Raw genomic sequence first — 25,043 nt, forward strand, 5'->3', positions numbered from 1 at the left:
GTGAATTTCCTTGTCTCTTAACGGAATTAGCTGGCCATGATCCGCGAGAGCGCGGGGTAGCCGATGTAGACAGTCATGATCAGGACCAGCATCGCGACGGGCATCACCATTTTTTCGGATGCCATGTTCGCCTGGGCCTTCGCGGCGGTGACCAGGGCGCCGGAGAGCGACTTGGCCTGCGCGCCGAGGGTGTCGCCGACGGCCGCGCCCTCCTCGCCGGCGATCGCGATGATGTCGGCCGGTGCTCCGAGTTCGGGGACATCGAGCTCGAGGGACAGACGCTTGAGGCCTTCCCACGGGCTGATGCCTTCGAGTTCGGCGCGCGTGATGGTGTCCCGGATCTTCGCGAAGACCCAGCCTTCCCCGACTTCGGCAGCCTTCTTCAGGGCCTGGGTCGGGGCCGCGTCCGCGGCACGTTCGAGCTGGACCAAGCGCAGGTAAGCCTTGACGGCATACCGGAAGTCCTCCTTCGCCTCCACCGCCTGCTGCTTGAGCTGGAGGTCGGGCAGGAGCCAGAAGACAACCGCGAGACCGAGACTGGCGATCGCCGGAATCGCGAATGGCAGTGGAAAGCCGGCCAAGTTCGCCAGGGTCACCACCAGGAGGGGCAGCAGCAGCCCGTAAAGGGCGAGTCCGAGCTTGCGGCCGAGGTGGGCGGCGGGGGACCGGCCCACGAGTTCCAGCTGCTGGCGGGGCAGGCGCAGGGTGCCTTCCCCGGCGGTGCGCAGCAGGAACGCACCGGCCTTCTCCATCAGCGTGTTGGGCTGGCTGTCCCGATTGCGGTCGAGGTTCTCGAGCCGGGTGGCGTCCATCCGGTTAAGGACGTCGCCGAGGTCGGGCCGTCCGGGAAGGATGCCGCGGGCGGCGATCACCAGGCCGAGGCCGGCCACGGCGCCGCCGATGACGGCATAAGGGGAGAAGATCACGGCGCCTCCTCGGCGATCGGGCCGCCGGAGCGGTCGGCAGGAGACAGGAACCGGGGCGCGGGCTCGATGATCGCCATGCGGCGCATCCAGATCTTGACCAGAACGAACGCGACGCCGACGAAGGCCAGGACGAGCTGCCCGGTGAGGGTGTTGTAGGGCTCGACATACGTCCCGGAGAACGCGGTGATGCCGAAGATCCCCAGGCAGAAGATGGTCACCCAGCGGTCGTTCGTCCGCGGCTTCTGCCTGTCGGCTTCGACTTCGCGGCGCGCGAGGACCTCGTGCTGGAGGGCATCGGCGAGCTCGCGCAGGGCCTTGCTCAGGCCGCTGCCGCGGTCCTCGACGTGCAGGATCAGCAGGGCGGCGACCTCGTCGACCATGGCGTCGTTGAGGTCGTCGGCGAAGGCCCGGTAGGCGTCCTGGGGCACCCAGCCGGACTGCTGGCGCGAGACGAGCAGCCGTACATCCTCGCGGATCGCCTTGGGGACGGTTTCCAGACTGCGCTGGATGGTGGCCTCCAGGCTCACGCCGACGGTGTGGATGTCGGACATGCGCCGCACCCACTCCTCGATCGCTTCGAGCTTGTCGATCTGCGACTTGCCGCTGCCGGAGGTGTTCAGCAGCCAGGGCAGACCGAGCACGACGGCGAGGGTGACGAGCCCGCCGGTCAGCCAGCCGGTGAACAGCCACACTCCCAGGCCCGCCAGGACGGCGCCGGCCAACCGGGCCTGGCCGCGGGCCCACCAAGAGGTGGGCGTGCGGGCGTCCTTGACGAAGAAGGCACGGATCTTGCGCTCCAGGCGACTGCGGCGGCGCACGGTGGTCGAGGGTGCCCAGCCGACGCCACCGGCCACAGCCAGGACGAGGCCGCCGACGGCGGCCAGTCCGCCGAGCGCGGCGATCAGAGAGCTCAAGGTGAGCGTCACAGCGGCACCACCGTCTCCAACGGAGCACCCCAGCTTCCCCACGGCCGCTGCAGGACGCTGCGGTCCAGCCCGGCCCGCACCAGGTCCTCCAGGCAGGCCTGGGAGATGTTGCCGTGCGGCACGGCCCGAGGCTCACGGCGGCCGTCCTGCTCGCGCGGGGCGAAGACCATCTGGTACGAGGGGCGGCCGCCCTCACCGATGCCGGTGATCTCCATGACGTGCGACACGAAGCGATGCTTGCGTCCCGGCTTGCCGTCCGGGCCGACGAGTTCGGTCTCGTCGACCAGACGTACGTAGACGACGAAGTCAACGGCCTGCGCGATGAGCCGGTAGGCCAAGGCCTCGGTCATGCCGATGCCCGCCTCCAGACACAGGGTGGCCAGACGCTCGATCGACAGCTGGGGGCTGCGGGCATGGAGCGTGGCCATCGACCCGCCTTCGCCCTCGTTCATCGCGTGCAGCATCGGGACGACTTCCTTGGAGCGGACCTCGCCGACGATCACACGCCGCAGCGACATACGCAGCAGCTGCGGGAAGAGGTCGGACAGGGTCAGCTCACCCTGGAGCTTGCCGTCCGCCCCGCGTTCGCCGTTGGACTCGCGGCCCTCGTAGGCGACAACCTCCGGGCCCTCGGGGTCCTCGTGGAGGTGGAGCTCGTACTCCGACTCCAGCGTGCCCACCCGCTCGTTGCGCGGGATCTCCCGGGCCATGGCACGCAACAGGGACGTCTTTCCTACGCCCTGGGAGCCGACCACGATGATGTTCTTGCGGCCCTTGACCGCAGCTCGCAGGAAGTGGGCGAGCGAGGCGTCGATCGTGCCCCACCGCACCAGGTCGTCCAGGCCCTGGCCGCGGGTGCGGTGGCGGCGGATGACGATGCTCGGCCGCGGCGTGACATACGCCGAGGCCGCCAGGCGGGAGCCGTCGGCCAGCCGGAGGTTCAGGTTCGGCGTGGCGGGCGTCAGCGCACGCTCGCCCTGCCCCTGCATACGCGCGAGGTGGTTGATGAGGTTGATGAGGTCCCGGTCGGTCTTCGCGATCGGGTCCCAGGTGCGCGTTGGACGGTCCGCATAGTCGACCCGGACCTTGTCGCCGTAGATGATGATGTTCTCGACGTTCGGGTCGTCCAGGAGCGGCTGGAGACGGCCGGCGCGGAACAGCTCGTCGAACACGGCCTCACGAACGGCACGCTCCTGCTGGGGCGTCAGGTCCTGGCCGCTGGCGGCGTACTTCGTCGCCCATTCCGAGACGACCTGCCTGATGATCGACTGTCCGCGCTGCCGGCGGTCCTGCTCGGTCATGGACGCATCGGCGCCTGCGGCCTCGCCGATCTTCACGCTGGCGCGAGAGCGCAGCTCGGCCAGCACCTCGTGCCCGACCGGGAGCGTGGCCGGGGCAGAGGCGTCGGCGAGGGCGGCGACGCTCTGGGGCAGGCCAGCTGGGGACACCTGTGCGGGAACCGGCCGAAGGACCGGCGCGCCCTGCGCGGAGTGCTCGCTGAGGGCCTGGGTGAAGAGGGCGGTGTAGTCGGTGGCCGGGGATTCCGGCCGGGTGTCGGTCATGATGCCCTCCCGGCGAGCGTCGGCACTGCGGCCGGCTGCAGCTGAACCCGGCGCCTGGTCACCAGCTCATTGATCGTTTGGTGGGCCGTACGGGCTGAGCGCAGCAGCGTGCGCGGCAGCTTCTTGTAAGCCCCGTGGGTGAAGACGTCGGCGCTGTCGGGATCCCACGCGAGCATGCCGACCACGGGGGCCTGGAGGTACTGCTGGACTTGGCTGCTGTTGAAGGGCCCTTCCTCGATCAGCAGGAGGCCCAGTGCATCGGAGCCCGTTCCGTGGTGCGCCAGCTCTTCCCTGAGGACCCGCATGGCCGGCGCCGCCGTCGTGATGGAGGCCTGGGTGGTGCGCACCACCATGAGCACGGCGTCGGCACGGTGGAGCAGCGGTGTCGGGTAGCGGGTCGTGGACAGCCGGGTCTCCGACTCCGTCAGGATGCGTCCGACGTCGATGATGACGTCGTGGCCGGTCTGGTCCATCACGCCGAGCAGCCGGGAGATCGGCTCCCAGGTGCGGCTGAGCGAGGCGGCCTGGGTGGGGTCGGTCAGGCCCGGCAGGAGCAGCCGCTGCCCGGTGTTATCTCGGTCCAGGCTCACGAAGTGCTGGCTGAACTCGCGGGCGAGCGTGCCCTGTCGGTCCGCGGCCGCCAAGCGGTGCAGGCCGGTGGACGCGTTGCCTTCGCCACCGAGGTAGCCGGCCCGGATCGTGCCGCCCGCCGGGTCGGCCTCCACTAGCAGGGAGGGCTTCGGCGAGGAGAGCGCGAGGGCGAGTGCGGAGCAGGTGACGCCGGCGGACTTGCCGGAGACCAGCGCGATGACCGACATCAGCCGGCCGCCTTCAGCACGACGGTGACCGCGCCTCTGGCCGCCCAGGTGGCCAGGGACGGGCTGTCCGTTCCCGCAACGGCGACGTCCACGACGACGGCCCCGTTCGCGTCGGGGGACGAAAGGCCGACGACCACCGCGTTGATGCTGTCCGGAGCCTTCTGTGTGCCCGACTTCGCCGCCTCGGCGTCGTCCTGCGGGGTGTGGACGAGCGCGACCGCGTCGCCGGTGCGCAGCCGCTGCGCAGGGAGCTGTCCGGGCTTGGCCAGGATGCCCACGGTGTCACGGCCCTTGGCGACAGGGGTGCCCTCGTGGACCGAGGCGTCGGTGACGAGGCTTCCCTTGGGCAGGTCGGCGGCCGCGGTCTTGCCGACGATGTCGCCGCTGCGGCTGACCGGCACCGGTGCGAGCGCGGCGTCGGGAGCGATCTGCGCCACGACCAGGTCACTCTTCTTGACGGTCTGGCCCGCCTTGACGTCGTGGGCCAACGCGATCACGGGAACCCGGTTCCCGGCCTCGTCGACCTGCCACACGGCGAGGAGCGCGCCGACCGCGGCCAGCGCCAGGCCGGCGCCGACGACGACCGGCCGTCGCCGGCGGCGGGGGGCGTCCTGGGATATCGGGAGCGGCCCGGGGGCTGCTGCGGGCGCCTTCTCGGCTGGCTTCTTGTTCGCGAACGTCGTCGCCATGGTTGCTGTTTTCCTCGTTAGTTGACGACCTGGAGCTCGCCGATGTTGATCGCGGTTCCGGCGGTGCGTGTCTCGTTCGGCAGCGTGCCCGTCTCACCGTTGGTGGCGGTCCAGTCGATCACCCACGTGCTCGTCGCGGTGATCTTGTAGGAGCCGCCGTCGGGCACCTTGGTGTAGGTGTGGCCGCAGTCCGGGGACTCCTGCTTCCCGTAGGACTTCTCGTACGGCGTTCCGGGCTTCGTGCAGGTCACGGACGTGCCGTCACCCATGGCCCAGGTGATGGACTTGACGCGTGCGGTCGCCGTCACCGACAGGCCGCCGGCCGACGCGGTGGTCGAGAGCGGTCCCCACGTGTTGGGCGTCTGCTCGGTCCACAGCCACACAGGCATGCCGATAAGACCCTTGGAGCCGGCCGGGGGAGCGCTGCCGATCTTGGCGCCGTCCAGGCGCATCATGCTCAGCGCGCGCTGGGCCAGCTCGGCTGCCGACGGACCGGTCTGCCCGAGCGGGTCCGTCTCGGACCAGCGGGCGAATCCGTCGGTGGGAGTGGGGCGGGCGTGGATCTGAGACATGCATGCGAAGGCGTAGATCGCGCCGGTTGTGTGGCCTTCCCAGATGGGGTCGGACTTTGGCGGCTGCGGGTCGAGCTTGCGGATGTAGCAACCGTAGGATTCGCTCCAGGTGCCGACGCCAGGGATGTAGCACTCCCAACCCGGGCTTCCCGGGCGCTCCTTCGCGCCGGTCTCGCAGGTCTTGCCGTCGCCCTTGCCGCCGCCGCCACCTCCGCCGCCGTTGTGGCCGCCACCGCCACCGCCACCGTTGCCTCCGCCGTTTCCACCGGGGACTTCCACACCGGCGCAGATCCAGGCGCTGTTGCAGGAGCCGACGTCCGTGTCACCTCCATCCGCCCAGGCCTGGGAGGGGAGGAGCAGGTAGATGATGCCGGCGAGCGCGGATATGACGGCTGCGGTCTTGCGGGTCAGCATGTGCGGTCCTGCTGCTGCGTCTCGGTGATCATCCACTTGTCGCCGACAGTCCGGGCGTTGATGGTGGTGACGAACCGGGTGAGCCGCTCCTTGGGCAGCTTCACCTCTTCGCCGGTCTTCTCCTTGACCAGCTTCCAGTTGCTCACGTCGACGCAGTCGGTGATGGTGGCCTTCTTCGGCGTCTCGTCAAGGCTGACCGCGGTGACCTCCGGGGAGAGCTTCGGTTCACCCTTGATGACGTTGCCGTTCAACTTGAGCGCGACGAGTTCGGACTCGGCCTTGCCGAGGGCCTTGTCGAAGGCGTACTTGTCCAGGCCCGTGTCGACGGGGCTGGCTTTCGCGTATGCCTTGACCTGCGCCTCCCAGTAGTTGCGGTAGACCGCCAACACCTCGGCCTTGGCCGTGGCCTGTGGGTCGGAGCTCTTGGTGGCGCTGGGGCTGGCGGAGGCCTTCGGCTTCTTCTCCTCGCCGCCGCCTCCGCAGCCAGTAGCCGTGACCGCGACGCTGAGAGCCGTGGCAGCAACCACCGCTCGGCGCAGCCAGCGAGTCGTGTCGTGAGCGGTTGAGATCGACACTGGCGTATCCCCCTTGTGAGTAGTGGTGACGGCTTGGATCGTAGGAAACGGAGGAGCTGCCTCAGGCCAGGGCGCGGCCGGAGCCGGTCGCGGCACCTGCAGCGCGTACGGCGAGGCTGGACTTCGCCGGCCACTGGGTGCCGGTCGGCAGGCAGGCGAGGTGCCGCGGCGCTGCGGGCGGGGGGCCGTTTTCGGGCACGCCGAAGGGCACGACAGGAATGGCGCCAGCCGTCTCTGCGAAGCTGACGTTCCAGGTCGTGAAGCCGACGGTGGTCTGGTTCAACGCGAAATCCCCCTCGCGGTCTGGGACTGGGCGTCTCCCACAACGCGATCAGTCCGAGCCTGATTCTGGCCAGAAAGATCAGATGCAGCCAGGTCCCGTTTTTTCCTGTAGCCGCACTTCCGGTATATGCCTCCGGCGTAGGTGGTTTGGGAACGCCTTGATCAGGGCCTCAGGGTTTGATCATGAGGGCCGGACCGGAAGCCCTAAGGGCCCTTTCGGCGGCCTCGCGGTCTGAGCCGGTGATGGCGTTAAGTCGACGTTCGACGAAGGGGGTGGAGGGGTGGTCCTTGCCGTAAACCGACTGCAGCAGCGCCAGAAGAGCCGTGCCGGTCCTGACGGCGTCGGGCGCGTGGGTGATGGTGAGCCAGGAGGCGGCGCCGTTGCGGGCCTGCCGGCGGATCTGGCGGTGCTTGGGTTCCAGGACCCGCTGCCAGGCTGCGGCGGTGTAGACCGACACCTCGGTAGCCATGGTGGGGTGCCCGGCGAGCTGGGCGCAGAAGGCGACGAGCTCGAGGGCGTGGAGCGTGTAGTTGTGCAGGGGGCCATGGCTCTCGGCGAGTTCCTCGCTGAGGATCCGCGCGAGAGTGAGGGCTTCCTCGCGCCCACCGGCGAGGAGGGTGTGGCGGAGGTTCTCGATGCGGGGCGCGAGGAACTCGGGGACGGCGGCGGGGACCGGCAGGGTGCTGGCGGCGGGCGTCATAACTCTCCCTGGTCGAGGCGGCTGCGAGCGGATGCCGCCGCCGGGGGGCCAGCGGCGGCATCCGGAATCGAGTCCAGCAACGCGTGCTGCTCGACCGCGCACGTCAACGGGCGTGGGAGTGCCCTCGGTGCCTGGGCGGCGCTCCCCCGTGCGTGCACGGCGCGCCGACGTCGGTAGTTGACCGGCCCCGGGGAGCGCAGTGCAAGCCCGCACGCCGCGCAAGCGGTTCATATTTCAATGACCGGAACGCTGGGGCCGCGCTGTTTCACCTGCCGGAATAGGCGAGGTGCGGCTGCCGGGCAGGGCTCAGAGCGTGGTCGGGCCGGTGGAGGAGCGGTCCCAGGCGATGTGTGCCGCGTGATTCATCAGCTCTAGCAGGTCCGGGGCGGTGGAGTCCTGGTCGAGGTGGCGGTACTCGGTGCTGAGGGTGATGGCGAGCCGCTCGGGGAGACCGAGGCCAGGGTAGCGGTCCTCCTTGATCAGGATGCGTGCCGCCCCGACGGCGGTCCGGCCCTGGCCGTGCATCACGTAGGCCTGGTCCGCGAGGTCGTCGAGGTAGGCCACGTAGTCCTGGAGATCGGCCGGGGTCATGAGCGGGCCGTGGCCGGGGACGATCCACTCGGGGGCGAGGTCCAGGATCCGGGCGCAGGCGGCGGAGACGTGTTCCAGCGGACCGGCCCAGTGCGAGGGGTGGTCTCCGGCGAAGACGATGTCGCCGGCGAAGACCACGCGCTGCTGGGGCAGATGGACGATGAGGTCGCCGACCGTATGGGCGGGGCCGACCTCGTGAAGCTCGACGGGCATCTGGCCGACGGTGAGGTCGTGGCGTCCGGTGAACGTCGTGGTCGGCGGCAGTACCTGTATGCCGGTGAAGTCGAAGTTGCCGAAGTGCTCCCGGAAGTACCAGCCGAGCGGTTGGCCGGGGTCGGTGTCGTGGATGAGTGCCTGAAGCTGCTGAGGCTTCGGCTCGAGGCACTGGTGCTCAAGAGCGGCGCGAGTGGCGAAGATGTCGGCGCCGGGCAGCTGCTGGAGGCCCCAGGTGTGGTCGCCATTGGCGTGGGTGACGGCGACCCGGTCCAGTAGGGCATCCGGCCCTGCGGCCGTGCGGGCTGCAGTGAGGAAGGCGTCGGTCAGGGCGGGGGTGTAGGGCGTGTCGATGACGAGGGCCTGGCCCTCGGAGACGACGAGACCGCAGTTGGCCATGCCCCAGGTCGCCTTGTTTCCCGGCTGCCAGGCGAAGACGCCGGGGGCGATCTGCTTCAGGTCAGTGGTTGCCATGGGCATGCATTGTGCGTGCCGCGGCCGCCCCAAGGAAATCCCTCCGCCAGGGCAGCCGCGGGCGCGACCTCAGTGGTGGGGTGCGAACGGCAGGAGGAAGAACCGGGCGCCCGGGCTGCCTAACGGCTGGGCGGCGCACATGGTGACCGTGCCCAGCTGAGACGGTGCGTGGCGCTCGCAGCAGCGGCTGCGGTGGTCCTCGCCGTCGCGCGGCGGCGTGTAGCCGGCGTGCCGCATCGGCCGGGCGTCGCCGTCGGGGTGGATGTACGCGAGGCTGTGGTCACGGTAGATGGGCCCCGCCACCGGGTCGTCGTTGACCTCCTTGTCGAGCAGCTGGAGATCTTCGTTCTCTGGGTGCGCGGCGACCGCCGTGCGCAGCTGGGCCGCGACCTGTGGGGCCCAGCGCGTGTCCCAGTCGACCAGGTGGTGCTCGCGCGCGTCCTCCCGTAGGAGCATCCACCGGATCAGGTTGCGCTCGGGCAGTTCCGGGGCCTTGCCCTCGACCTGCGGGAACATCCGCTTGAAGTCGTCGTTTGCCGCCAGCACGTTCCAGGCGACGTCGTTGATGTAGCAGGGCTGCCCGGAGACGCCGTTCACGGCCAGCTGCCATGCCGGGTCGACGTTCGTCCCCGCGCACGGATCCATGGGGAACGGGGGCTCGTAGCCGAGCGCGTAGACGTAGAGCACGTTCCTCTCGCGCTCATTCATCTTGAGAACCGTGGCCACGTTGTCGAGGAACTCGGTGCTCGGCTGGGGTGTGTTCCCGCGCTCGAACTCGGCGTAGGTCCTCTCCGTCACGAACAGCGCCTGCGCCACCTGCGCCTGCGACAGTCCGCGCGAGCGCCGACCCCGGCCGACGCGCTTGGGCCAGCCGAGCTCGACCGGGTCTATCTGTCCCCGCTTCCATTGCAGCAGCTGCTGCAAGGCCTCCTTCTGATTCAACTTTCAACCCTTCCCCGTGGTGCCATCCCCGTACCAGCCACGCGATATAACGGAAGTGCGCGCTCCTGAAATTCAGGGACCGGAAAATTCAGAGCCTGGTGGGCGAGATCTTGGCCGGGAAGAATCGGCCATTGGATCGCATCCGCGTTGTGGGAGACGCGAGGGTCCTCCACAACCGCGAGGGGGAGTTCGCGTTGCTGCAGCCTGTTGCCACCCCGCCCGACCGCGCCGGCAGCGTCGGTGGAGCCGTGGGACGCACCATGGCGGTGCTCAGAGCACTGATCAGCCTTGGGCCGGGTGAACATCCCCTGGCCGCGGTCGCCGAGTCCGCGGACCTTCCCGCGGCGACTGCCCACCGGTATCTGCAGGCCTTGATGCGGGAGGGCGCCGTGGAGCAGCTTGGGCCGCGCGCTGGCTACGCGCTGACTGACGCGCTGCACGGTCCCCCCTCGTCGACACCCGCCCAGCCCCTCCAGGCTGGCCCGCCCTCTCCTGCTGTGAGGGCCGAGATCGTCACACTACAGTCGCGAACCGGCCAGCTCGCTTTTGTTTACCGACCCCACCTGATCGGCACTCCGATGAGGATCTGCGCGGAACGGGCATACGGGCCACACGCTGACGAGGTCCTTACTTCGCCTCAGACCGCCTTGCGCTCTCTTGAATCTGCGCCCCTGGAGGATGACGCCGCTGGCCTGGCGATCTTCGCCTGTCTCGGCTCCGTCGGCGGTAACAAGATCGACGTCGCACAGATCCGTGAGGAAGGTCACGCCATCGGTCCGTCCCCGCTGGCGGGTCGCACGATGATCGCGGCGCCCATTTGGTACGGCTCGGCCGTCGCCGGATCCGTCGCGCTACTGGCCAAGGCGGTGCCCATGCGCCGGGCCGCCACCCGAGCCCGCTACGTGACCGCCGTCATGGACACCGCCGCGGCGATGAGTGGACACCTCACCCGTTCCGGCACTCGCCGGGCCAGTTAATTCACGACAAATACCCACGAAGCACTATAGAAAGGCGCCATTCCGTGTCCCGTTCAGTCCTGGTCACCGGCGGCAACCGCGGCATAGGCCTCGCCATCGCCCGTCACCTCGCCGAGTCCGGCGACCGCGTCGCCGTCACCTACCGTTCGGGCGAGCCCCCCGAGGGTCTGCTCGCCGTCCGCTGCGACATCACCGACACCGACCAGGTCGACGCCGCCTTCAAGGAGGTCGAGGCGCAGCACGGCCCCGTCGAGGTCCTCATCGCGAACGCCGGCATCACCAGGGACCAGCTCCTGATGCGCATGAGTGAGGACGACTTCACCTCCGTCCTCGACACCAACCTCACCGGCGCCTTCCGCGTCACCAAGCGCGCCTCCCGCGGCATGCTCCGCGCGAAGAAGGGCCGCGTCGTCTTCATCTCCTCCGCCGTCGCCCTGCGCGGCGAGAGCGGCCAGGCCAACTACGCCGCCTCCAAGGCCGGCCTCGTCGGCTTCGCCCGCTCCATGGCCCGCGAACTCGGCTCCCGCGGCATCACCTTCAACGTCGTCGCCCCCGGCCTCACCGAGACGTCCATGAGCGAGCAGTTGACCGCGGAGCAGCTCGAGAACCTCAAGACCCAGATCCCCCTCGGCCGCCTCGCCCGCCCCGAGGAGATCGCCGCGACCGTCGCCTTCCTCGCCTCCGAGCAAGCCGCCTACATCACCGGCGCCGTGGTGCCCGTCGACGGCGGCGCCGGCATGGGCCACTGACCACCGCGACCGCCCGCCACCTTGGAGCCCCATGAGCGCATGACCTGACAGCAGGCAGCCCCCCGTGGGCTGCCCTGCGGCAGCAAACCCTGGTGTGTCCAGCACCTCGGCCTGCGCGCCGCATCTCTGCCACCACCCGGCGAGTGTCCAGCCCGCCCGGTGAAGAACCCGGTCCGAAGACCGGGCAACACCGCCCCTGCCAGGGCGGATCACCTTGGTTCCCGAAGAACCCAGCCCCACTGAAGAGGGGCTCGCGCATGCCCGAAAGGAGGGCGTGCCCTGCCCATGATGCAGCATGCCCACGCGCCGGTCCACGCAGCCGCCGCTCCGCCGTGCCCTACGCGCGGAGAAAACCGAATATCCCTGAACAACCGATTCGACCTCGTCTATGAGCATGCAGACCAGGAGGTCGACACAACCGCGTCCCGACGTACCCGGCGCGGGGACTTCCTGCGCGCGGCCACCTGGGCCATTACCCATCGCCTGCACCCCAAGGCCGGCGACACCACGCTGCGCGTCGCCCGCGATCTCGCCGCCCGCCTGAACGCGGACGGGCACGTCGCCTACTGCCGCGACGCGATGTGGCGTCGCCTGGGTATCAGCCGACGCACCTTGGAGCGGCACATCGCCGTCCTGCGCGAGCTCGGCCTGCTCGTCTGGGCTGTCCACGGAACCCGGACCAACACCCGGCCTGCCGGAAGCGGCGAGTGGGCAGGCACCGCCACCATCTACGCCGCCGTCGTCCCCCGTGCCTGGGACGACGCCCTCGGCCACCGTGTCAGCGGCCACGGCTACCACGCCCGGCACATCGGGTTCACCGAATACGGACGGCAGCTGGCCATCGCCGACGCCCGTCGCCGCGCCCGCCCGACGCGATGCCGTGACACCCCTTCCTGTAAGACCAACCACCCACGTCCTACAGCTGAGATGAGAGGGAAGAAGAACAACACCAGCGCGCCCCGCGGAGCGCGGCCGCGCCCCCGCCGCCGGCACGAGATCCCGGAGCCCTACCGGGCCAGCCCAGACCAGGCCGCCCACGCCGTCTCGGTCGCCGCCTGGGTACGCCCCCGGGTGCGCTGGACCCAGGGCGAGGGCCTGCGCCGCCTCGCCTTCGCCCTGCGCCCCTGGATCGCCACCGGCCTTTCCGCAGCTGACATCGCCGCCGACCTGTCGGTCTGGCGCGTGCCCCGACGGCCGGCCTCCCCAGCCAGCTTGATCATGGCCCGCTGGAGCGAGACCGAGGGCCAGAACAAGCGCGCTGCCGACCCCGACAGCCGCGAGGACACGGCTTCCGCAGTCCCGCCCAACGCGGCCTTCCTGGCGGCCATGGCCGCGGTCCGTGCCCGCCTCACCAGGGTGTCGCCGCCCGTCGAGCCGGCTCCCGATCCGCCCGGCTTCGTCATCCGCGACAGGATCCTTGCCTCCCTCGCACAGGCAGACCGGGCCCGCCGCGCACGCACCGCCGAGCAGTGCCTCACCTTCGCCGAGTGGGAAGCCGTCTGCGACGCCAGAGAACGAGCCCCCTGGTGACCCCGCGCCGACCCTAGCCACGCACGTACGGCACGCACCAAGCCACGGCACCGATGACGAACCCGACCGCGAAGCTCTCGAACCGGAACACGACATCCTCTTCCCGTTCAGGGCGACCCCGCCGCTGTGGCGGCGGACTCAACGGACTCCTCGACGGTCTCCCCCTGAGCCTTGCCCTCAGCGTCGCGCTGGCGCGTGCGGACGACCGCCCTCACCGAACGGAACAGGGCACGCACCAGCCGCCACAGACCGACAGCTGCGCAGCCGACCGCCGCCGTGCTGGCGCTCAGGCGCGCGGACGTCTCCAGCCACCCCGGCCAGTGCAGGTAGCCCAACGTCAGCGACGTACCGATCAGGCTCAGGCTGAGCACCATCAGGACACTGCTGTGCCCGATCACCCCCCAGGTGCGCTTCAGCTCGGCGTAGGCCTCCGGATTCGCCCTCCGCCAGGAAACACGTCGACCGGTCCGCTCGTGCTCACGCATGGCTCTCTCCGCTCGTCGCATGCCGAGTTCCGTCGTCGTGAGCCCCACCCAAAACTTCCCGGGCATGGCGCAGCCCTTCTCCCAGCTCCTCCAGCTCCAGCCGCACTTCATCCAGCAGATGTTGGGGCAGCAGCCCTTCGGGCAGCGCGGGCCTGACCGGCGCGGCGGCCGCGCCGTCTTCGCGGATCGCCGACTCCACCGCTTCCTCCTGCCGCTCGACTTCGACGGCCTGGTCGACCAGGAGCGCGAGCGACTGGGCGTATCCGAGAAGAAGTTCACGGGCTTCCACGTCGTTCGCCGCCAGCGGCACCAGCCCGGCCGTGTCCCACACCAGCCGCGGCAACGCCGCCGCCGCGCGCGTCAGCTCGTAGCGCCCGCTGCGCTCGGCAAGCATGCGCAAGCGCTGCTCGTCGGCCAGCAGCCGGAAGAAGACCGCCGCGTACGCCTCCTCCGACTCGACCACGCGCACGCGATGCCGGGTGAGGCGCCGGACGGCCGCCGGCAGTCCGACGGCCGCGGCCAAACCGACCGCGCCGGCCGCGAGGAGACCGATTGTCGCCGGCAGCAGGGAGGCCGCCGGGCCCAGAGCGGCGAAGGCGACCACGGTGAACAGCGCGGTCCGACCGACCGGGAGGGGGCGGGGAAGCTCGAGGCCTCCCAGCGTCCAGATGTGCAGGGGAGCACGGCGCCCCCACACGGTCCGACACGCCCAGCGCCCCAGCCGGTGCTGCCCCGGGTCGAAGACGCCCGCCTCGCGCAGCACACCCCCCGGGTGCGGTCCGAAGACGTCCCAGCGCAGCCACCCACCCCGGGTCCGCTCCCGTATCAGCAGCAGCGCCTCCATGGCGGCCCGAACGGCGGCCGGGGCCGAGAGCCTGCCAGCCAGCTCGGCGCGCACGGCGTGGTGGAGCCGGGCGGCTTCCCGGACGGCGTGGGTCCACCGGTCTCGGTCCGCATCGAAGGGCAGCGGCTGTGCGGACGGCCTCATCGCGGGCCCGCCTCGGCCGGGCAGGATTCCAGCGCGGCGCGCAGGGCCGTCTTCTCCGCCGGCGTGACCGACAGGCGGTACTTGGTCTTCACGCGGACCTGCGCGGTCGCGTACCAGCAGTGGGCCTGGGCCCGCGGGGGCATCCACGCGGCGGCGTCCTTGGCCCCCTTGCCCGCGTTCGTCGGACCATCGGTCGCAATCAAATTATCCGGGTCGTTCGCATAATTCAGCCTTTGCTCGGCAGTCAGCTCCCGGGCCCCCGATCGCCATCCGAGCGCCAGGGGCACGATGTGGTCGATCTGCACGGCCATGGATGTGCGGGGGCCGCGCTTGAAGTTGATCGTCCGGCCCGTGTACCGGTCGTGGAGAACGCCGGAAAGCACGGTGCAGCCGTCCTCGGCCCTTGCGACGTCGTCCAGGTCGCGGGCCAGGACGTCCTGACGCGTGGGGCACGAGTTTCCCGACATCTCGACGGTGCCCTCATCGCTCCATGCCGGTCCGAAGGCGTCGCGGCTGTAGCCGGCGAGGGGGACGCGCTTTCGGACCGTCAGGTTGTTCAGCTGGGTCAGCGCCGTTCCGTCTCCAGCCGCGACTGGTCCGTGAGCGGGTGCGGCTTCAGCCGCAGGGCCGGGAGCGGGCTGTGGGCCGCAGGCGGAGGCAGCGAGCGCGCCGGCGAGCACGAGGGCGGCGGCCGAGATGCGAGGGGCCATGGGCAGAGAGTCCTGTTCGTGTCGGAGGAAACACCGTTCACCTGCTACAGGTGCGGCGCTGGCCGGCGGTGTGACACTCGGTCCGAAATTTCTGCCCGTGTGCAGCCTGGCCTCGCCGCTTCAGGGTCTGCTGACCGCTTCCAGCAGTGCCGCGGCGGCTCTGTCCTTGGCTGACTACTTGGTGGACGCGGTGAAGACGCTGGTGAGTATCTGGCCGTCGTAATCGGCTTCCGCCTTGCAGTTCACGGCTGGCTGCGGAACCAGGTGAGGAAGTCCTCGGCGTGTGCCTGGTCGAGCCGCATGGTCAGGTCACCACCGTCCAAGTCCTGGGTGATGCCGTCGGCCTGTCCGTCCGCGGTGATGGAGCCGGGCCAGCGGGCTACCAAGGAGAGCAGAGCCCCTGCCGCCGAGCCTGTGGCGGTCATCTTGAGGATGACCGCCAGCGTCTCGTCGTCTACGTCGAGTTCGATCAGACAGCCGGGGACGACGGAGCGCAGCCGGTCGAAGAGGTGCCGCTGGTCGGGAACGGCCGCGCCGAAGGCGTCGGCGTTCGCCTGGGCCCGCGCAGTGCGCTCGTAGAAGGTGCTGATCAACTTCTGTGCGCTGGCGCGCAGTCCGGGATCGGCAATCTCCGACAGCGCGCCCACGGTGCGGTCGGTCGTGCCCGGCGGGGTAAGGGGAGAGAAGCCGATCTCGCGCTGGACTCCGGCATCGTCGAGGAGGGTGAGGATGGTCAGGTTGGCGACGGGGTGGAGATTGATCGTCCACTGATCCGGCAGCGGCTTGGGCGAAGAGGTCACCAAGGTCTCCAGGTAATGGTGTACGGACGGGGTCAGGACGTTGTCGGAAGTACGGCGGGCTGGGACGGCGTAAGCGGAGCGGCATTGAGGTCCGAGTCCTCCTCCCCTGCGCACTCGACGGCGTACGCGCGGTCGGCACAGTTGCCGCACAGGCCTTCCCAGCCTTCGCCGTCGGCGCTGTAGTCGTCGCAGTCCTCCCCCGAGCAGAAGTACTCCTCGTAGGTGCCGGCCGGGATGAACCGCAGCGCCGCGGTGGAGCTGGCGAGGATGAGGACGCCGGATTCGAAGACGTGGACGTTGGCCCCGTAGTGGGGGGAGCGTCGGATGGCGTGCCAGACGTCGATGCCGTGCAGTGCGCGGTGCTCGGCGTTCTTGGGGCGTGTCCAGACGCCGTCCTCGCGGACGTGGAGGACGTATTCGGACTCGAAGTCGATCTCGGCGCGGAGGCCGGCGGCGGTAGCGATGGTGCTTCGGAACATGGTGAGTCGGTTCTCGCAGTGTTGGAGGCGGGGCTGAGGCGCTGCCGGGCGGCCGGGGCCGCCCGGCAGCCGGTCAGAGGCGGGCGACGCGGTCGCCGTCGCCGACGAGGGTGAGCATCAGCCGACGGTGGGCGTGCGGGGCGTCCCATGCGATGCCGAGCTGACGGACCAGCGGGTGGGGGTTCCAGTGGGTGACGGTGCCGGTCGCTCCGGCGGGAATGGGGTCGTGCTCGTCGGTGCACAGGACGACCTTGATGCGGTCTCCGACACTGAACTCGGGTTCCACGGATTCTTCTCCTTGTGGCTGAGGGACGGCTCGACAGACATGGGGCCCAGCGACGGATCGCGGACGAATGCATGGCGAGCGAAGGCAGGGGAGTTGGCGATGTCCGGTCCCGCCGCGGGTGACGGTCTCGTCGGGCGGGAGCCGGTGAGTGTGGTGCTCGACGTGCGCGTTCGGGACCGGGTGGTAGGCGCTTCGGTGCCCGCGCGGTCCGGGCCCGCCTGGGCTCTGGGGCCCCGGCAGGGCTCAAAGACTACCGAGACTCATAGAATTAAGCAATCTCTTGCAGGATGCGCCCCCGCAGCTGGATCGGCTGCGCCGCCGGGAGTTGCTTAACTCTATGAGTGTGCGTATGTTTGCGGTACGCCCTACTGGGCCGCATCCCGCAACATCGCTGCGAGCCGCGCAAGTTGAGCCGCGCAGCGGCAATGGAAGGACAAGATGTCTCGCACACTCTCCGTCGCGGAATACCGGACGCTGTTGCACGACGCACTGTCCGCAGCCCATGCCACGGACGCCCTCACGCTCCCCATCCCGATGATGTACACCCCGGACGCCCACCGGGCCGCCCTGTACGCGGACAGCACCGTGGTCCGCGGAGCGGTGGGGGAGGGCAAGACCTTCTGGGCCCGGGCCCTGACCGACCCCAAGCTGCGCGCGGTTGCCGCCCGGGAGTACCGCCTGCCCCGTCTGGAACGGACCGAAGCGGCCACCGGTTTCGGTGCCCGGCCGGATACCTTCCAGCCGTCATCCGGGGAACTGCGGGCTCTGACCGCGTGGGGCGTCCAGCCGACCACCCTGTGGACCACGGTCGCCCTGACGGCCCTCGGCGTGCCTGACCTTGCCACCCTGGCCACGTGGACCGAACGCGTCGACTGGCTGGTTCGCAACCCCGGGGCCACCGACCGCTCTCTGGCCGAGATCGAGGCGTCCGCGCGCACCGCCGACACCGTCCGCATCGTCCTGTTCGATTCTCTCGACCAGTTCCACCCCGACCGCACCGTAGCCGAACACCTCGCCTCCGGTGTGCTCAACCTCGCCGCCACCCTGTCCCGGCGCACCACCCGGCTGCGGGCGAAGGTCTTCATCCGCCCGGACATGCTGGACGGCGCTTTGAATGGTGTCCCGCGCGCCGACCGCGCATTTCTCACCGCGCGGGCCGCTGACCTCTCCTGGAGCAGGACTCATTACCTCCACCGATTCGACAGGGCCGACCTGTTCGGACTGCTCTTCCACGTTCTGGGCAACCACCCCAGTGCCGAGGCGGCCGCCTTCCGGGCGGCCTGGCCCACCTGGCAGCAGGACGCCGACGGCCGGTTCCTCGCTCCCGACGAACTCAGCCGGGACCGAAAGGCGCAGGAAGAGGTCTTCACCACCCTCGTCGGCAGATACATGGGCGTGAACGCCCGCAACGGCTTCACCTACAACTACCTGTCCTGCTACCTCCAGGACGCCCTGGGCACCATCACCCCGCGCCCCTTCCTCGCCGCCCTGGCTGCCGCGCTGGAGAACACCAGCCGCAGCCACTCCGGGCACGACCGTCCGCTGCACTACGACGATCTCCGTCACGGCGTGAGCTGTGGTGCGCGGGCCGAGGAACTCCACCAGGCGCTGCCGTGGGCCCGGCTGGCCCTGGAACCGCTGGCCGGGCAGCAGCTCCCGATGCGGGAGGAGGACGTCTTCGAGCTGTGGGCGAACATCGGTCTGGCTGACCGGCTCCAGGAGATGACACGACGGGCCGTGGCGGATGCCAGCCGCTCACGGACCGGACCGCGTCACCCGACCAGCTACCCGTTTCTGCTGGAGGAACTGGTCGACGCAGGCGTGCTGGACCGCCGTACCACTGGGGAACTCGACATGCCCGACGTCTACCGGACCGCACTCGGACTGGGCCGCCGTGGCGGCGTCCGGCGCGCCCCGACAGCGGCGTAACCCGCCCGGACAAACGCTTTCGCGCCCCGGCGTGACCGGCTCCCCGGCCGTGTCGCGCCGGGGCTTTGCGCAATCCGCTTCCCGGGCTGGCTACGCAGCGAGACGCCAGGCACATTCAGGTATGCGACGGAGAGCGCGGCGAGCCGATTCCACGCTGGTGCGTGGCCGGCTGGCGAGTACGGGGCGCAGGTGCCGCAGTCCAGCGTCACCCAGGCGGGGCGGCCGTCGCGAGCGGCCCGGTGAGGTCCGGCTTCATGCCGGTGTGGCCACCGCGGCCGTGGGGCCGGTGCTTGCCTCGTCGGCAACCACCGGGTCGGGCCCGATGAGAACCGCCTCGACCCCCAGCGCCGCGGAAAGGCGAGGACGTACTGCCGTCGTTCCTGCGACCCCACCGTGGAGGACAAGTCCGTCAAGGCGTGCCGAAGCTCGTAGCTCCACTTCCTGACGCATCCGCCCACGGTCGGCGGTGGCCGGGCATCGAAGTGCGGGTCATCTGCGGGATCCTCCGAGTTGTCCCGGCCGGCGGATGAAGCGGTAGGCGGTGGATCGGAACCACATGGGCTCGTCAACGGCTGGCTCCTGGCCGTCGCCAGGCGTCCGGTCCGCCTCCGCCAGCAGTCCGTTGTACAGGTACGTCCGCATCGACGAAACGGTGGTGGCTTTGCCGCGCCCGCGCGCCTTCCCGTCGAGCTCGCCGATCTGCTGCAAGGTCAGCAGGTCGTTGTCCGCCCCTTTCGGGAGCTTCAAGTCCTCGCGCAGCGGCTCGGAGGCGTCGACGATCTCGCGTGAAGCACGTGCCGCTGCTCCCAGGCGTCCCGGCCGGCGGATGAAGCGGTAGGCGGTGGATCGGAACCACATGGGCTCATCGACGGCTGGCTCCTGGCCGTCGCCAGGCGTCCGGTCCGCTTTCGCCAGCAGCTCCTGCGACTGGTAGTTCTTCAACGTACCGACGGTGGTGGCCTTGCCGCGCCCGCGCGCCTTCCCGTCGAGCTCGCCGATCTCCTGCAGGGTCAGCAGGTCGGTGTCCGCGCCGTCCGGCAGGTCCAGGTCGAGCAAGGCGCCGGCCGCCCGCTGCTTCGGCGCCGACTTCCTCCCGCTCGGCTGCTTCGCCTCAACAGGCGTCGTACGGCGCGTGCGGCGAGGTCGGCAGATGTAGGTGTAGGCGGTCTCGCGGAACCACATTGGCTCCGAGACCGTCGGCTGCAGGCCGTCGCCCGGCGTTCTGTCGGCCGGCGGGAGGACTCTCTTGGACGGGGACAGGTAGGTACGCAGGGTGGTGATCGACGTGGGAGGCCGGTTCAGGGCCTGTCCCTCAAGCTCGCCGATCTGGCGCAGAGAGAGGAGGTCACGGGGCCCGCCCTTGGGCAGATCCAGCGGGTTGTCCTTGCCTTGCCGAGACCGGAACCACGAGCCGAAGTGGTGATCGCGGACCCAGGCGTCGACATCTTCCGCGTCGTAGACATGGAGGCCGCCCTGGCCCTCGGTGAAGAGGAGGTCGGGAAACCCCTCCTCGTGAGACCACTTGGCGGACGTTGTACGGTCCACGCCGTACCGCTCCGCCATCTTGTCGAAGCTCGTATACGTGCGATCGGTGCCTGCGGGCATCATGTCGCTCCGTCCGTGGCCAGCCGGGCCGGCGAGTCATGCCGGTCCGCCCATGTGAGGCGCCGGGTTCTGCAGTGGTCGCGCGTCGCGGCTCCGTAAGCCGGATCCAGAGGCGCTGGCCGGCAAGTGCAGGGGGCGGCCTCGCAAGCGAGATTAGCCAAACTCATAGAATTCCGCAATGTGATCGGGGTTGTCCTCATCGCTACCGGGCCAGCACTTGAATCGCGGGCTCGGGTGTAGCACGACGGTCCTGCTCGCGCCGGCACCATCCAGCCCCTTCTCATCACTGTCCGAGGACGCCTTCGAAGGTGACCCGGGAGCCGGCCGCGTCGACGGCCTCCACCGTTACCGGGCCGCCGACGGCCGCGTCGGGGACGGTGAAGGAGACGGTCTGCGTGGCGGTGCGGTACGGCGCGATCGCCGCGTCACGGTACCCGTACACAGGACGGACGGTGGCGGCCAGGCGCAGGTCGTCGCCGGTCAGGATGCGCAGCGTGGTGCCCAGGCCGGGCATCGGGTCGCCGGAGCGGTTGACCACGCTGAGCTCCAGGCTCGCAGCGCGCGAGGACCCTTCGCCGCTCACCGTCACCTTGCCCACGCGCACGTTGCCGTTCCACTGCCCAACCGGCGTAACCGACTGCCTGGCCGGCGCACCCTGCTGCGGCGCCTGCGGGGCTGGGGAGGTGGCGGCCCTGCCCGGCAGGGCGCCCTCGAAGAACAGCAGCTCCGGCTCGGCCAGCCCCTCCTCGGTCGCTTCCACGGTCACCGTGACCGGCAGGCCCTGGGCCTGATCGGGAAGCACGAGCTTCAGATCCCTGTCGACGGACCCGTTGGGGCGCACCTGCTGCGGCTCGTCCGTGGAAGAGGAAGCGCCGCTGTCGGTGGCCTCCACAGCCGTGCGCCCGAGAGCTCCATAGCGGGCGGTGACCGCAGTCCGGGGCGCGGTAGCGACCTGCGCCCGCTGGTTGGCCACGGTCACCCGCGCCCTGTACGCGCTCGAGCCGGCCGGCACGCCGAGCTCGGTGTCGGCGGGCAGGCGCTCGAAGCCCCGCAGTGTCACCGTCCATGCCCCATCGCCGACCGGAAGGGCGGTCCCCGGCTTGGCGATGCCGTCCGGCAGCACCGTGGAAGGCGACGGCCTGGGCCGCGGGGCGCTGTTCGTCGGCTTGCCGTCGGCCTTGGGCCCGCTGTCGGAGCCGGCGCAGCCGGAGATCACGACCGTGCCGGCAAGGAGCACGGCCGGAAGGGCGTGGCGCAGGCGCACAGACATGGTTCCCCCTCGTCAGGTACCGGATCTCGGTTGAGAGGGATCATGCCAAAACGCGCCAGGCCGGGGCCGGGCGCGTTTGTGGGGGGTGTCCGATTCAGCCAGTCACGTGCCTGCGAGCCCCGACGAACTTCCTGACCCGGGTCGCTGTCATCGGACGGCAGGGGTGTTCCTGGGTGTTCCCATGCTGAGCGGGTCGCCTCCCGGCGGCCGCGATGGCTAGCGGGTGCAGATGATGGCGACGGCATCTCCTGAAGCCAGGACAGCGGCTGGTGAGCGGCTGTCCGAAGTGTCATCGCAGCGGGTCGTCATGCTGAGGCCGAAACCGCATGCCAGGAGGGCATCGTGAACGCGCGCCGGGATGGCATCGGCACCCAGGCGCTCATGGGGCGCCACGCCGATCTTGATGATGATCTCTCCGTTGGAGGCCCACGTCTCAACCTCCGGCACCACGGGCAGCCCCGGGTGGTCCTCAGCCTGGCGCAGGCCTGCGTTCCGCAGAGCGTTTCGTACGTCGAGGAGCGACGGGGCGGCGCTGGTGGCGATCATCGGCAACTCCAATCCTGAATGCCGACCGTATCGGCTTTCGGCGGTGTTCGGAGTCGTTCCCTCGGCGCCGGCGGGGCTGGGCGGCGACTCACAGCGTGATGGGGATGGGGACGAGGAAGTACTCGGTGTCGCCGACGCGGACCCGCAGAGGGTGTCCGGGCGGGAGGTTGAACAGCTGATGGTGCACGGTCGCCGGGGAGTTGCGCACGGACAGCGCGGGCTCCAGCGCGGTACGGACGGCGGCGCGGGAGGTGTCGGACAGGGGGTTGCGCTCGGCGATCACCGCGCACTGGTCGAGCTGGGCGTCGGTCAGGTCGGGCCCAAGGCCCTGGCGGAGGGCCTCAACGGCGACAGCCGGGGCCAGGACTGCCCGGTTGTGGTCGCGGCACACGTGGCCAGGCGTGCCGTGGGGCTGGAAGTGACGGGCGGTGCCGATGGAGGTCATGCGGGACTCCCAGGGGTGGAGGGCGGCGTCAGTCGAGGCGGATCTTGGCGGTCTCGGTGATGGTCAGGACGTGCGCGGGCAGCGTCGGGTGTCCTTCGGTCATCGCTCGGTACATGCGGTGCACTCCGTCGATCAGCAGGCGAGCCGGGCCGCTGTCGAACTCCAGGGTGGCGATGATCACCGGCTGGTCGAGGTCGGTGCCCATGGCGTGTTCGACGTCGAAGTGAGACTGGTCCGGGCCGAAGATCGGGCACCAGGACGGGCCGTTGTAGTCCGGCCTGAGCAGGCTCAAGTGGTAGGCCGCCGACCAGTCGGCCACGGAGGTCTGCTCGACGGCGCGGGGGTGCTCCTCCAGGAGGCGCATGGCCCGGTCGATGTCGAACACCCAGCCTCCGTACTTGAACATCTGGCGGGAAGGGGTGGTCACGGTTCCTCGCTGTCGGGTCGGGGATCGGGGATGGGAGAGGGCGGCTGGCGTCCACGGCAGGCCGGTCGGACGCCGCCCCGGAGTCGAGCGGGGGCGGCGAGATCCGGGTCAGCGCGAGCTGAGGGGGATGACCAGGACGCCGACCTGGGGCAGGTTCATCTCGGCCAGCAGTCGGGCGGCCTTGCCGCTGGGGCTGCTCGGGTCGCTCGGGTCCAGGCGTATGGCGCCCCTGTGGGGCCCGCGTGCGGGGTAGAGGTGCACCGTGTTCTCCGGTGAGTTGTGCTCGAAGACGCTGACGGTGGCGTAGTCGAACCCTCCGAGGTCCGGGTACCGCTCGGCGACGGCCAGAGACAGTGCGGTGACGAGTTCGGGGCTCGGCGAGGCGACCGAGAGGGGGACCTGCGGGCGGCGCGGCCGGATGCGCAGTGCAAGGGCGCGGAGCAGGACGCTGAGGACGCCGAGCGCGAAGCCGATAGCGAGAGAGGCTGGCTGGATCAAGGTGTTCCCCCTGGGGTTGCGGCCGGGCTGGTGGTGAAGCGGGAGGCCTAGGCGTCGGCCGTGGTCACGGCGGCGTGGACGAGGCGGGCGAGGCCCCGGCGACGCTGGCGCTTGGACAGCCCCTGGAGGCTTCCGGCGTTCTCGTGTCCGGCGGCGCCGGTCAGGCTGGACACGAGGGCGTGGACCAGTTCCTTGCCCTCGGCGTTGGGCGTGGCCGCCGTCAGGGCCCGGACGATGGGCCTGGTGGCCGCGAAGTACGCCTTGACGAAGCGGGGGTCCCGCTCGGCCGCGACGGCGGTCAGTACACGCATGAGGGGGAGGTAATCGCTCCAGCCGTCGAGTACGGCGTCGACGAGCCGGGTGGCGCCGGACAGCCCGTCCGAGGACCAGGAGCCGTCCTCGAAGCTGTCCAGTGCCGCGTTCGTCTCCTTGACCAGGAGCCGGGACGCTTCGAGGACGACGCCCTCAATGTCGGGGAAGTACTGGTAGAACGTCGCGGGCGACGTGCCTACCGCCTGGGCGATGTCCAGCACCTTGATGTCGCGGTAGGACTTCGTGGCAAGAAGTTCGATCGTCGCGTCCATCAGCTTCTGGCGGGTCTGGAGGCCGCGCTGGCTGGGCACGCGGCGGTCGGGGGTGCGGGTCACGACACGGGTGGGCACAGTCGTCTCCTGGGCTGGAGGAGGGGAAGGGACGTGGTCCGGGTCTGGGGCTTGCCTCCGGACCCGACGTTCAATCACATTACACATTGAAACGTAAATAGGCAACAAGCGGCGTGGGGCATCTCAGCAGTCACCGCCTTCGACTTGCGCTCGCGCGGCCCTGCCGCGTCCCTCCGACTCAGCGTGGAAGGTGTCGATCCGCCTGCCCACCCGAGTGGCGACGGCGTCCGCCAGCGCGCCGGCGTGGTCGTCTCTCAGCCCGAGGACCATGAAGATCTCTTACGCGCCGGGCGGCTCGACCTTCGCAGGGGGCGGGCCGGCTCCGCGGCCTCCGGCGGCGCCCGGGACCGGCATCGCGCAGGGAGCACCATACGCGGAACAGGGGTGCCGCGGCCGAGCCGTTCGGGGTGAAGCAACACCGCGGTCACTCCGCGGGAGAAGGGACTTGTCACGCCCCGGACTCCTCTGTCTCCCGGGCGTGGGCGGACATGCAGTGAGCGAGCGCGTGGGCGCCGGCGAACACCGCCCCTGCGCCGAGGACCAGATAGTCCGCTGCCCGTCCGCGCAGGACGAGAGCGTCACCGTGGCCGAGCAGCAGCACGGCGCAGAGGGCGAAGGCGCCTACCACGAGAGCGGCGTCCAGACCGGCCGCAGCAGCGCCCCACACCCAGCTGGGTGCTGGTGCGGTCTTGCGTTCCTCCCGCCTGCGGAGGGCGGTACAGGCCCGGTTCCAGGCGAGCCGGCGGGTTCCGACGACAAGGACAGCGAGCGGGACGACGAACAGCCACATGACGGGCTGCTCCAGCAGGACGCCGCAGCCGGCCAGCAGTGCCACCAACCCGTAGACGGTGTGTAGCGGCTGGCAGCGGCGGTGCTGGACGGTGCGGGGACGGAGTTCTTCGGACATGGCTCTCCTCGGCTGAGGGCGATGGGGATGTCGGCCTGATGCAGCAGACCGCGTGGCCTGTGGCC

The 25,043-nt window shown here is 70.1% G+C and carries 29 protein-coding genes; 4 read left to right on the forward strand and 25 right to left on the reverse strand.

Annotation, left to right across the window (positions count from 1 at the left end; translation table 11 throughout):
- Nucleotides 1-26: 26 nt before the first annotated feature.
- The 11 genes from ADK41_RS00885 to ADK41_RS00935 all read right to left on the reverse strand — a co-directional run bounded on the left by ADK41_RS00885 (nt 27) and on the right by ADK41_RS00935 (nt 9,685).
- Entirely contained in the window at nt 27-926 is a 900-nt protein-coding gene (locus ADK41_RS00885; RefSeq protein WP_051842860.1) for a type II secretion system F family protein, read from the reverse strand.
- Entirely contained in the window at nt 923-1,852 is a 930-nt protein-coding gene (locus ADK41_RS00890; protein WP_030819450.1) for a type II secretion system F family protein, read from the reverse strand. The genes ADK41_RS00885 and ADK41_RS00890 overlap by 4 nt, the downstream gene beginning before the upstream one ends.
- Nucleotides 1,849-3,414 (reverse strand): CpaF family protein, encoded by a 1,566-nt coding sequence (locus ADK41_RS00895; protein WP_030381012.1) that lies wholly within the window; start codon nt 3,412-3,414, stop codon nt 1,849-1,851. The genes ADK41_RS00890 and ADK41_RS00895 overlap by 4 nt, the downstream gene beginning before the upstream one ends.
- Nucleotides 3,411-4,232: a hypothetical protein gene (locus tag ADK41_RS00900; RefSeq protein WP_030819448.1), complete on the reverse strand. Its 822-nt coding sequence runs from the start codon at nt 4,230-4,232 to the stop codon at nt 3,411-3,413. Before ADK41_RS00900 ends, ADK41_RS00895 begins: the two co-directional genes overlap by 4 nt.
- Nucleotides 4,232-4,921, reverse strand: a complete 690-nt coding sequence (locus tag ADK41_RS00905; protein WP_030819446.1) for an SAF domain-containing protein — start codon at nt 4,919-4,921, stop codon at nt 4,232-4,234. The genes ADK41_RS00900 and ADK41_RS00905 overlap by 1 nt, the downstream gene beginning before the upstream one ends.
- A 17-nt stretch (nt 4,922-4,938) precedes the next feature.
- Nucleotides 4,939-5,907 (reverse strand): hypothetical protein, encoded by a 969-nt coding sequence (locus tag ADK41_RS42415; protein WP_030819445.1) that lies wholly within the window; start codon nt 5,905-5,907, stop codon nt 4,939-4,941.
- On the reverse strand, nt 5,901-6,482 hold the full coding sequence (locus ADK41_RS00915) for a hypothetical protein (RefSeq protein ID WP_030381008.1): 582 nt from the start codon (nt 6,480-6,482) through the stop codon (nt 5,901-5,903). The genes ADK41_RS42415 and ADK41_RS00915 overlap by 7 nt, the downstream gene beginning before the upstream one ends.
- Nucleotides 6,483-6,543: 61 nt before the next feature.
- On the reverse strand, nt 6,544-6,765 hold the full coding sequence (locus ADK41_RS00920) for a hypothetical protein (RefSeq protein ID WP_030819443.1): 222 nt from the start codon (nt 6,763-6,765) through the stop codon (nt 6,544-6,546).
- Between the two features lie 169 nt (nt 6,766-6,934).
- On the reverse strand, nt 6,935-7,465 hold the full coding sequence (locus tag ADK41_RS00925) for a hypothetical protein (protein WP_030381006.1): 531 nt from the start codon (nt 7,463-7,465) through the stop codon (nt 6,935-6,937).
- A 306-nt stretch (nt 7,466-7,771) separates the two neighbouring features.
- Entirely contained in the window at nt 7,772-8,743 is a 972-nt protein-coding gene (locus ADK41_RS00930) for an MBL fold metallo-hydrolase (protein ID WP_037803394.1), read from the reverse strand.
- A gap of 69 nt (nt 8,744-8,812) precedes the next feature.
- Complete coding sequence (locus ADK41_RS00935; protein WP_030819438.1) at nt 8,813-9,685, reverse strand: helix-turn-helix domain-containing protein; 873 nt, start codon at nt 9,683-9,685, stop codon at nt 8,813-8,815.
- A 98-nt stretch (nt 9,686-9,783) separates the two neighbouring features.
- Between ADK41_RS00935 and ADK41_RS00940 the strand changes: the two genes are divergently transcribed.
- The 3 genes from ADK41_RS00940 to ADK41_RS00950 all read left to right on the forward strand — a co-directional run bounded on the left by ADK41_RS00940 (nt 9,784) and on the right by ADK41_RS00950 (nt 12,941).
- Complete coding sequence (locus tag ADK41_RS00940; protein WP_234318542.1) at nt 9,784-10,662, forward strand: helix-turn-helix domain-containing protein; 879 nt, start codon at nt 9,784-9,786, stop codon at nt 10,660-10,662.
- A gap of 44 nt (nt 10,663-10,706) precedes the next feature.
- Nucleotides 10,707-11,411 (forward strand): beta-ketoacyl-ACP reductase, encoded by a 705-nt coding sequence (locus ADK41_RS00945; RefSeq protein WP_030381002.1) that lies wholly within the window; start codon nt 10,707-10,709, stop codon nt 11,409-11,411.
- 285 nt (nt 11,412-11,696) lie between these two features.
- A complete protein-coding gene (locus tag ADK41_RS00950; RefSeq protein WP_030819434.1) occupies nt 11,697-12,941 on the forward strand; it encodes a hypothetical protein in 1,245 nt (414 codons plus the stop codon).
- A gap of 107 nt (nt 12,942-13,048) precedes the next feature.
- Here ADK41_RS00950 and ADK41_RS00955 read toward each other — a convergent pair whose 3' ends face one another.
- The 6 genes from ADK41_RS00955 to ADK41_RS00980 all read right to left on the reverse strand — a co-directional run bounded on the left by ADK41_RS00955 (nt 13,049) and on the right by ADK41_RS00980 (nt 16,689).
- Nucleotides 13,049-13,426, reverse strand: coding sequence for a hypothetical protein (locus ADK41_RS00955; protein ID WP_051842858.1), 378 nt, complete (start codon nt 13,424-13,426; stop codon nt 13,049-13,051).
- The gene (locus ADK41_RS42690) at nt 13,419-14,414 is read right to left on the reverse strand and encodes a hypothetical protein (protein ID WP_051842857.1); all 996 of its coding nucleotides are present in this window, start codon (nt 14,412-14,414) and stop codon (nt 13,419-13,421) included. The genes ADK41_RS00955 and ADK41_RS42690 overlap by 8 nt, the downstream gene beginning before the upstream one ends.
- Nucleotides 14,411-15,124, reverse strand: coding sequence for an HNH endonuclease family protein (locus tag ADK41_RS00965; protein ID WP_030819432.1), 714 nt, complete (start codon nt 15,122-15,124; stop codon nt 14,411-14,413). The genes ADK41_RS42690 and ADK41_RS00965 overlap by 4 nt, the downstream gene beginning before the upstream one ends.
- A gap of 242 nt (nt 15,125-15,366) precedes the next feature.
- A complete protein-coding gene (locus ADK41_RS00970) occupies nt 15,367-15,924 on the reverse strand; it encodes a hypothetical protein (protein WP_030380998.1) in 558 nt (185 codons plus the stop codon).
- Between the two features lie 32 nt (nt 15,925-15,956).
- The gene (locus ADK41_RS00975) at nt 15,957-16,403 is read right to left on the reverse strand and encodes a hypothetical protein (RefSeq protein WP_030819430.1); all 447 of its coding nucleotides are present in this window, start codon (nt 16,401-16,403) and stop codon (nt 15,957-15,959) included.
- Nucleotides 16,404-16,476: 73 nt separating this feature from the next.
- Nucleotides 16,477-16,689 carry a hypothetical protein gene (locus ADK41_RS00980; RefSeq protein ID WP_030819428.1) on the reverse strand — a complete coding sequence of 71 codons (213 nt, stop codon included), beginning with the start codon at nt 16,687-16,689 and terminating at the stop codon, nt 16,477-16,479.
- Nucleotides 16,690-17,127: 438 nt separating this feature from the next.
- Between ADK41_RS00980 and ADK41_RS00985 the strand changes: the two genes are divergently transcribed.
- On the forward strand, nt 17,128-18,618 hold the full coding sequence (locus ADK41_RS00985; RefSeq protein WP_030819426.1) for a hypothetical protein: 1,491 nt from the start codon (nt 17,128-17,130) through the stop codon (nt 18,616-18,618).
- 489 nt (nt 18,619-19,107) lie between these two features.
- Here ADK41_RS00985 and ADK41_RS00990 read toward each other — a convergent pair whose 3' ends face one another.
- From ADK41_RS00990 to ADK41_RS01025, 8 genes are all read right to left on the reverse strand, one after another.
- The gene (locus ADK41_RS00990) at nt 19,108-20,223 is read right to left on the reverse strand and encodes a hypothetical protein (protein WP_234318539.1); all 1,116 of its coding nucleotides are present in this window, start codon (nt 20,221-20,223) and stop codon (nt 19,108-19,110) included.
- 283 nt (nt 20,224-20,506) lie between these two features.
- Nucleotides 20,507-21,493: a hypothetical protein gene (locus ADK41_RS00995; RefSeq protein ID WP_030819422.1), complete on the reverse strand. Its 987-nt coding sequence runs from the start codon at nt 21,491-21,493 to the stop codon at nt 20,507-20,509.
- A 216-nt stretch (nt 21,494-21,709) separates the two neighbouring features.
- Nucleotides 21,710-22,039, reverse strand: coding sequence for a hypothetical protein (locus ADK41_RS01000; RefSeq protein WP_030819420.1), 330 nt, complete (start codon nt 22,037-22,039; stop codon nt 21,710-21,712).
- Nucleotides 22,040-22,127: 88 nt separating this feature from the next.
- Nucleotides 22,128-22,484 carry a hypothetical protein gene (locus ADK41_RS01005; protein WP_030819418.1) on the reverse strand — a complete coding sequence of 119 codons (357 nt, stop codon included), beginning with the start codon at nt 22,482-22,484 and terminating at the stop codon, nt 22,128-22,130.
- A 28-nt stretch (nt 22,485-22,512) separates the two neighbouring features.
- Complete coding sequence (locus tag ADK41_RS01010) at nt 22,513-22,911, reverse strand: hypothetical protein (protein WP_158709360.1); 399 nt, start codon at nt 22,909-22,911, stop codon at nt 22,513-22,515.
- Between the two features lie 108 nt (nt 22,912-23,019).
- Complete coding sequence (locus tag ADK41_RS01015) at nt 23,020-23,409, reverse strand: hypothetical protein (protein ID WP_030819416.1); 390 nt, start codon at nt 23,407-23,409, stop codon at nt 23,020-23,022.
- 47 nt (nt 23,410-23,456) lie between these two features.
- The gene (locus tag ADK41_RS01020; RefSeq protein WP_030380988.1) at nt 23,457-24,071 is read right to left on the reverse strand and encodes a TetR/AcrR family transcriptional regulator; all 615 of its coding nucleotides are present in this window, start codon (nt 24,069-24,071) and stop codon (nt 23,457-23,459) included.
- 448 nt (nt 24,072-24,519) lie between these two features.
- Nucleotides 24,520-24,978 carry a hypothetical protein gene (locus ADK41_RS01025; RefSeq protein ID WP_030819414.1) on the reverse strand — a complete coding sequence of 153 codons (459 nt, stop codon included), beginning with the start codon at nt 24,976-24,978 and terminating at the stop codon, nt 24,520-24,522.
- Nucleotides 24,979-25,043 lie beyond the last annotated feature (65 nt).

It is taken from the genome of Streptomyces caelestis (genome assembly GCF_001279005.1).
Classification (GTDB): domain Bacteria; phylum Actinomycetota; class Actinomycetes; order Streptomycetales; family Streptomycetaceae; genus Streptomyces; species Streptomyces heliomycini.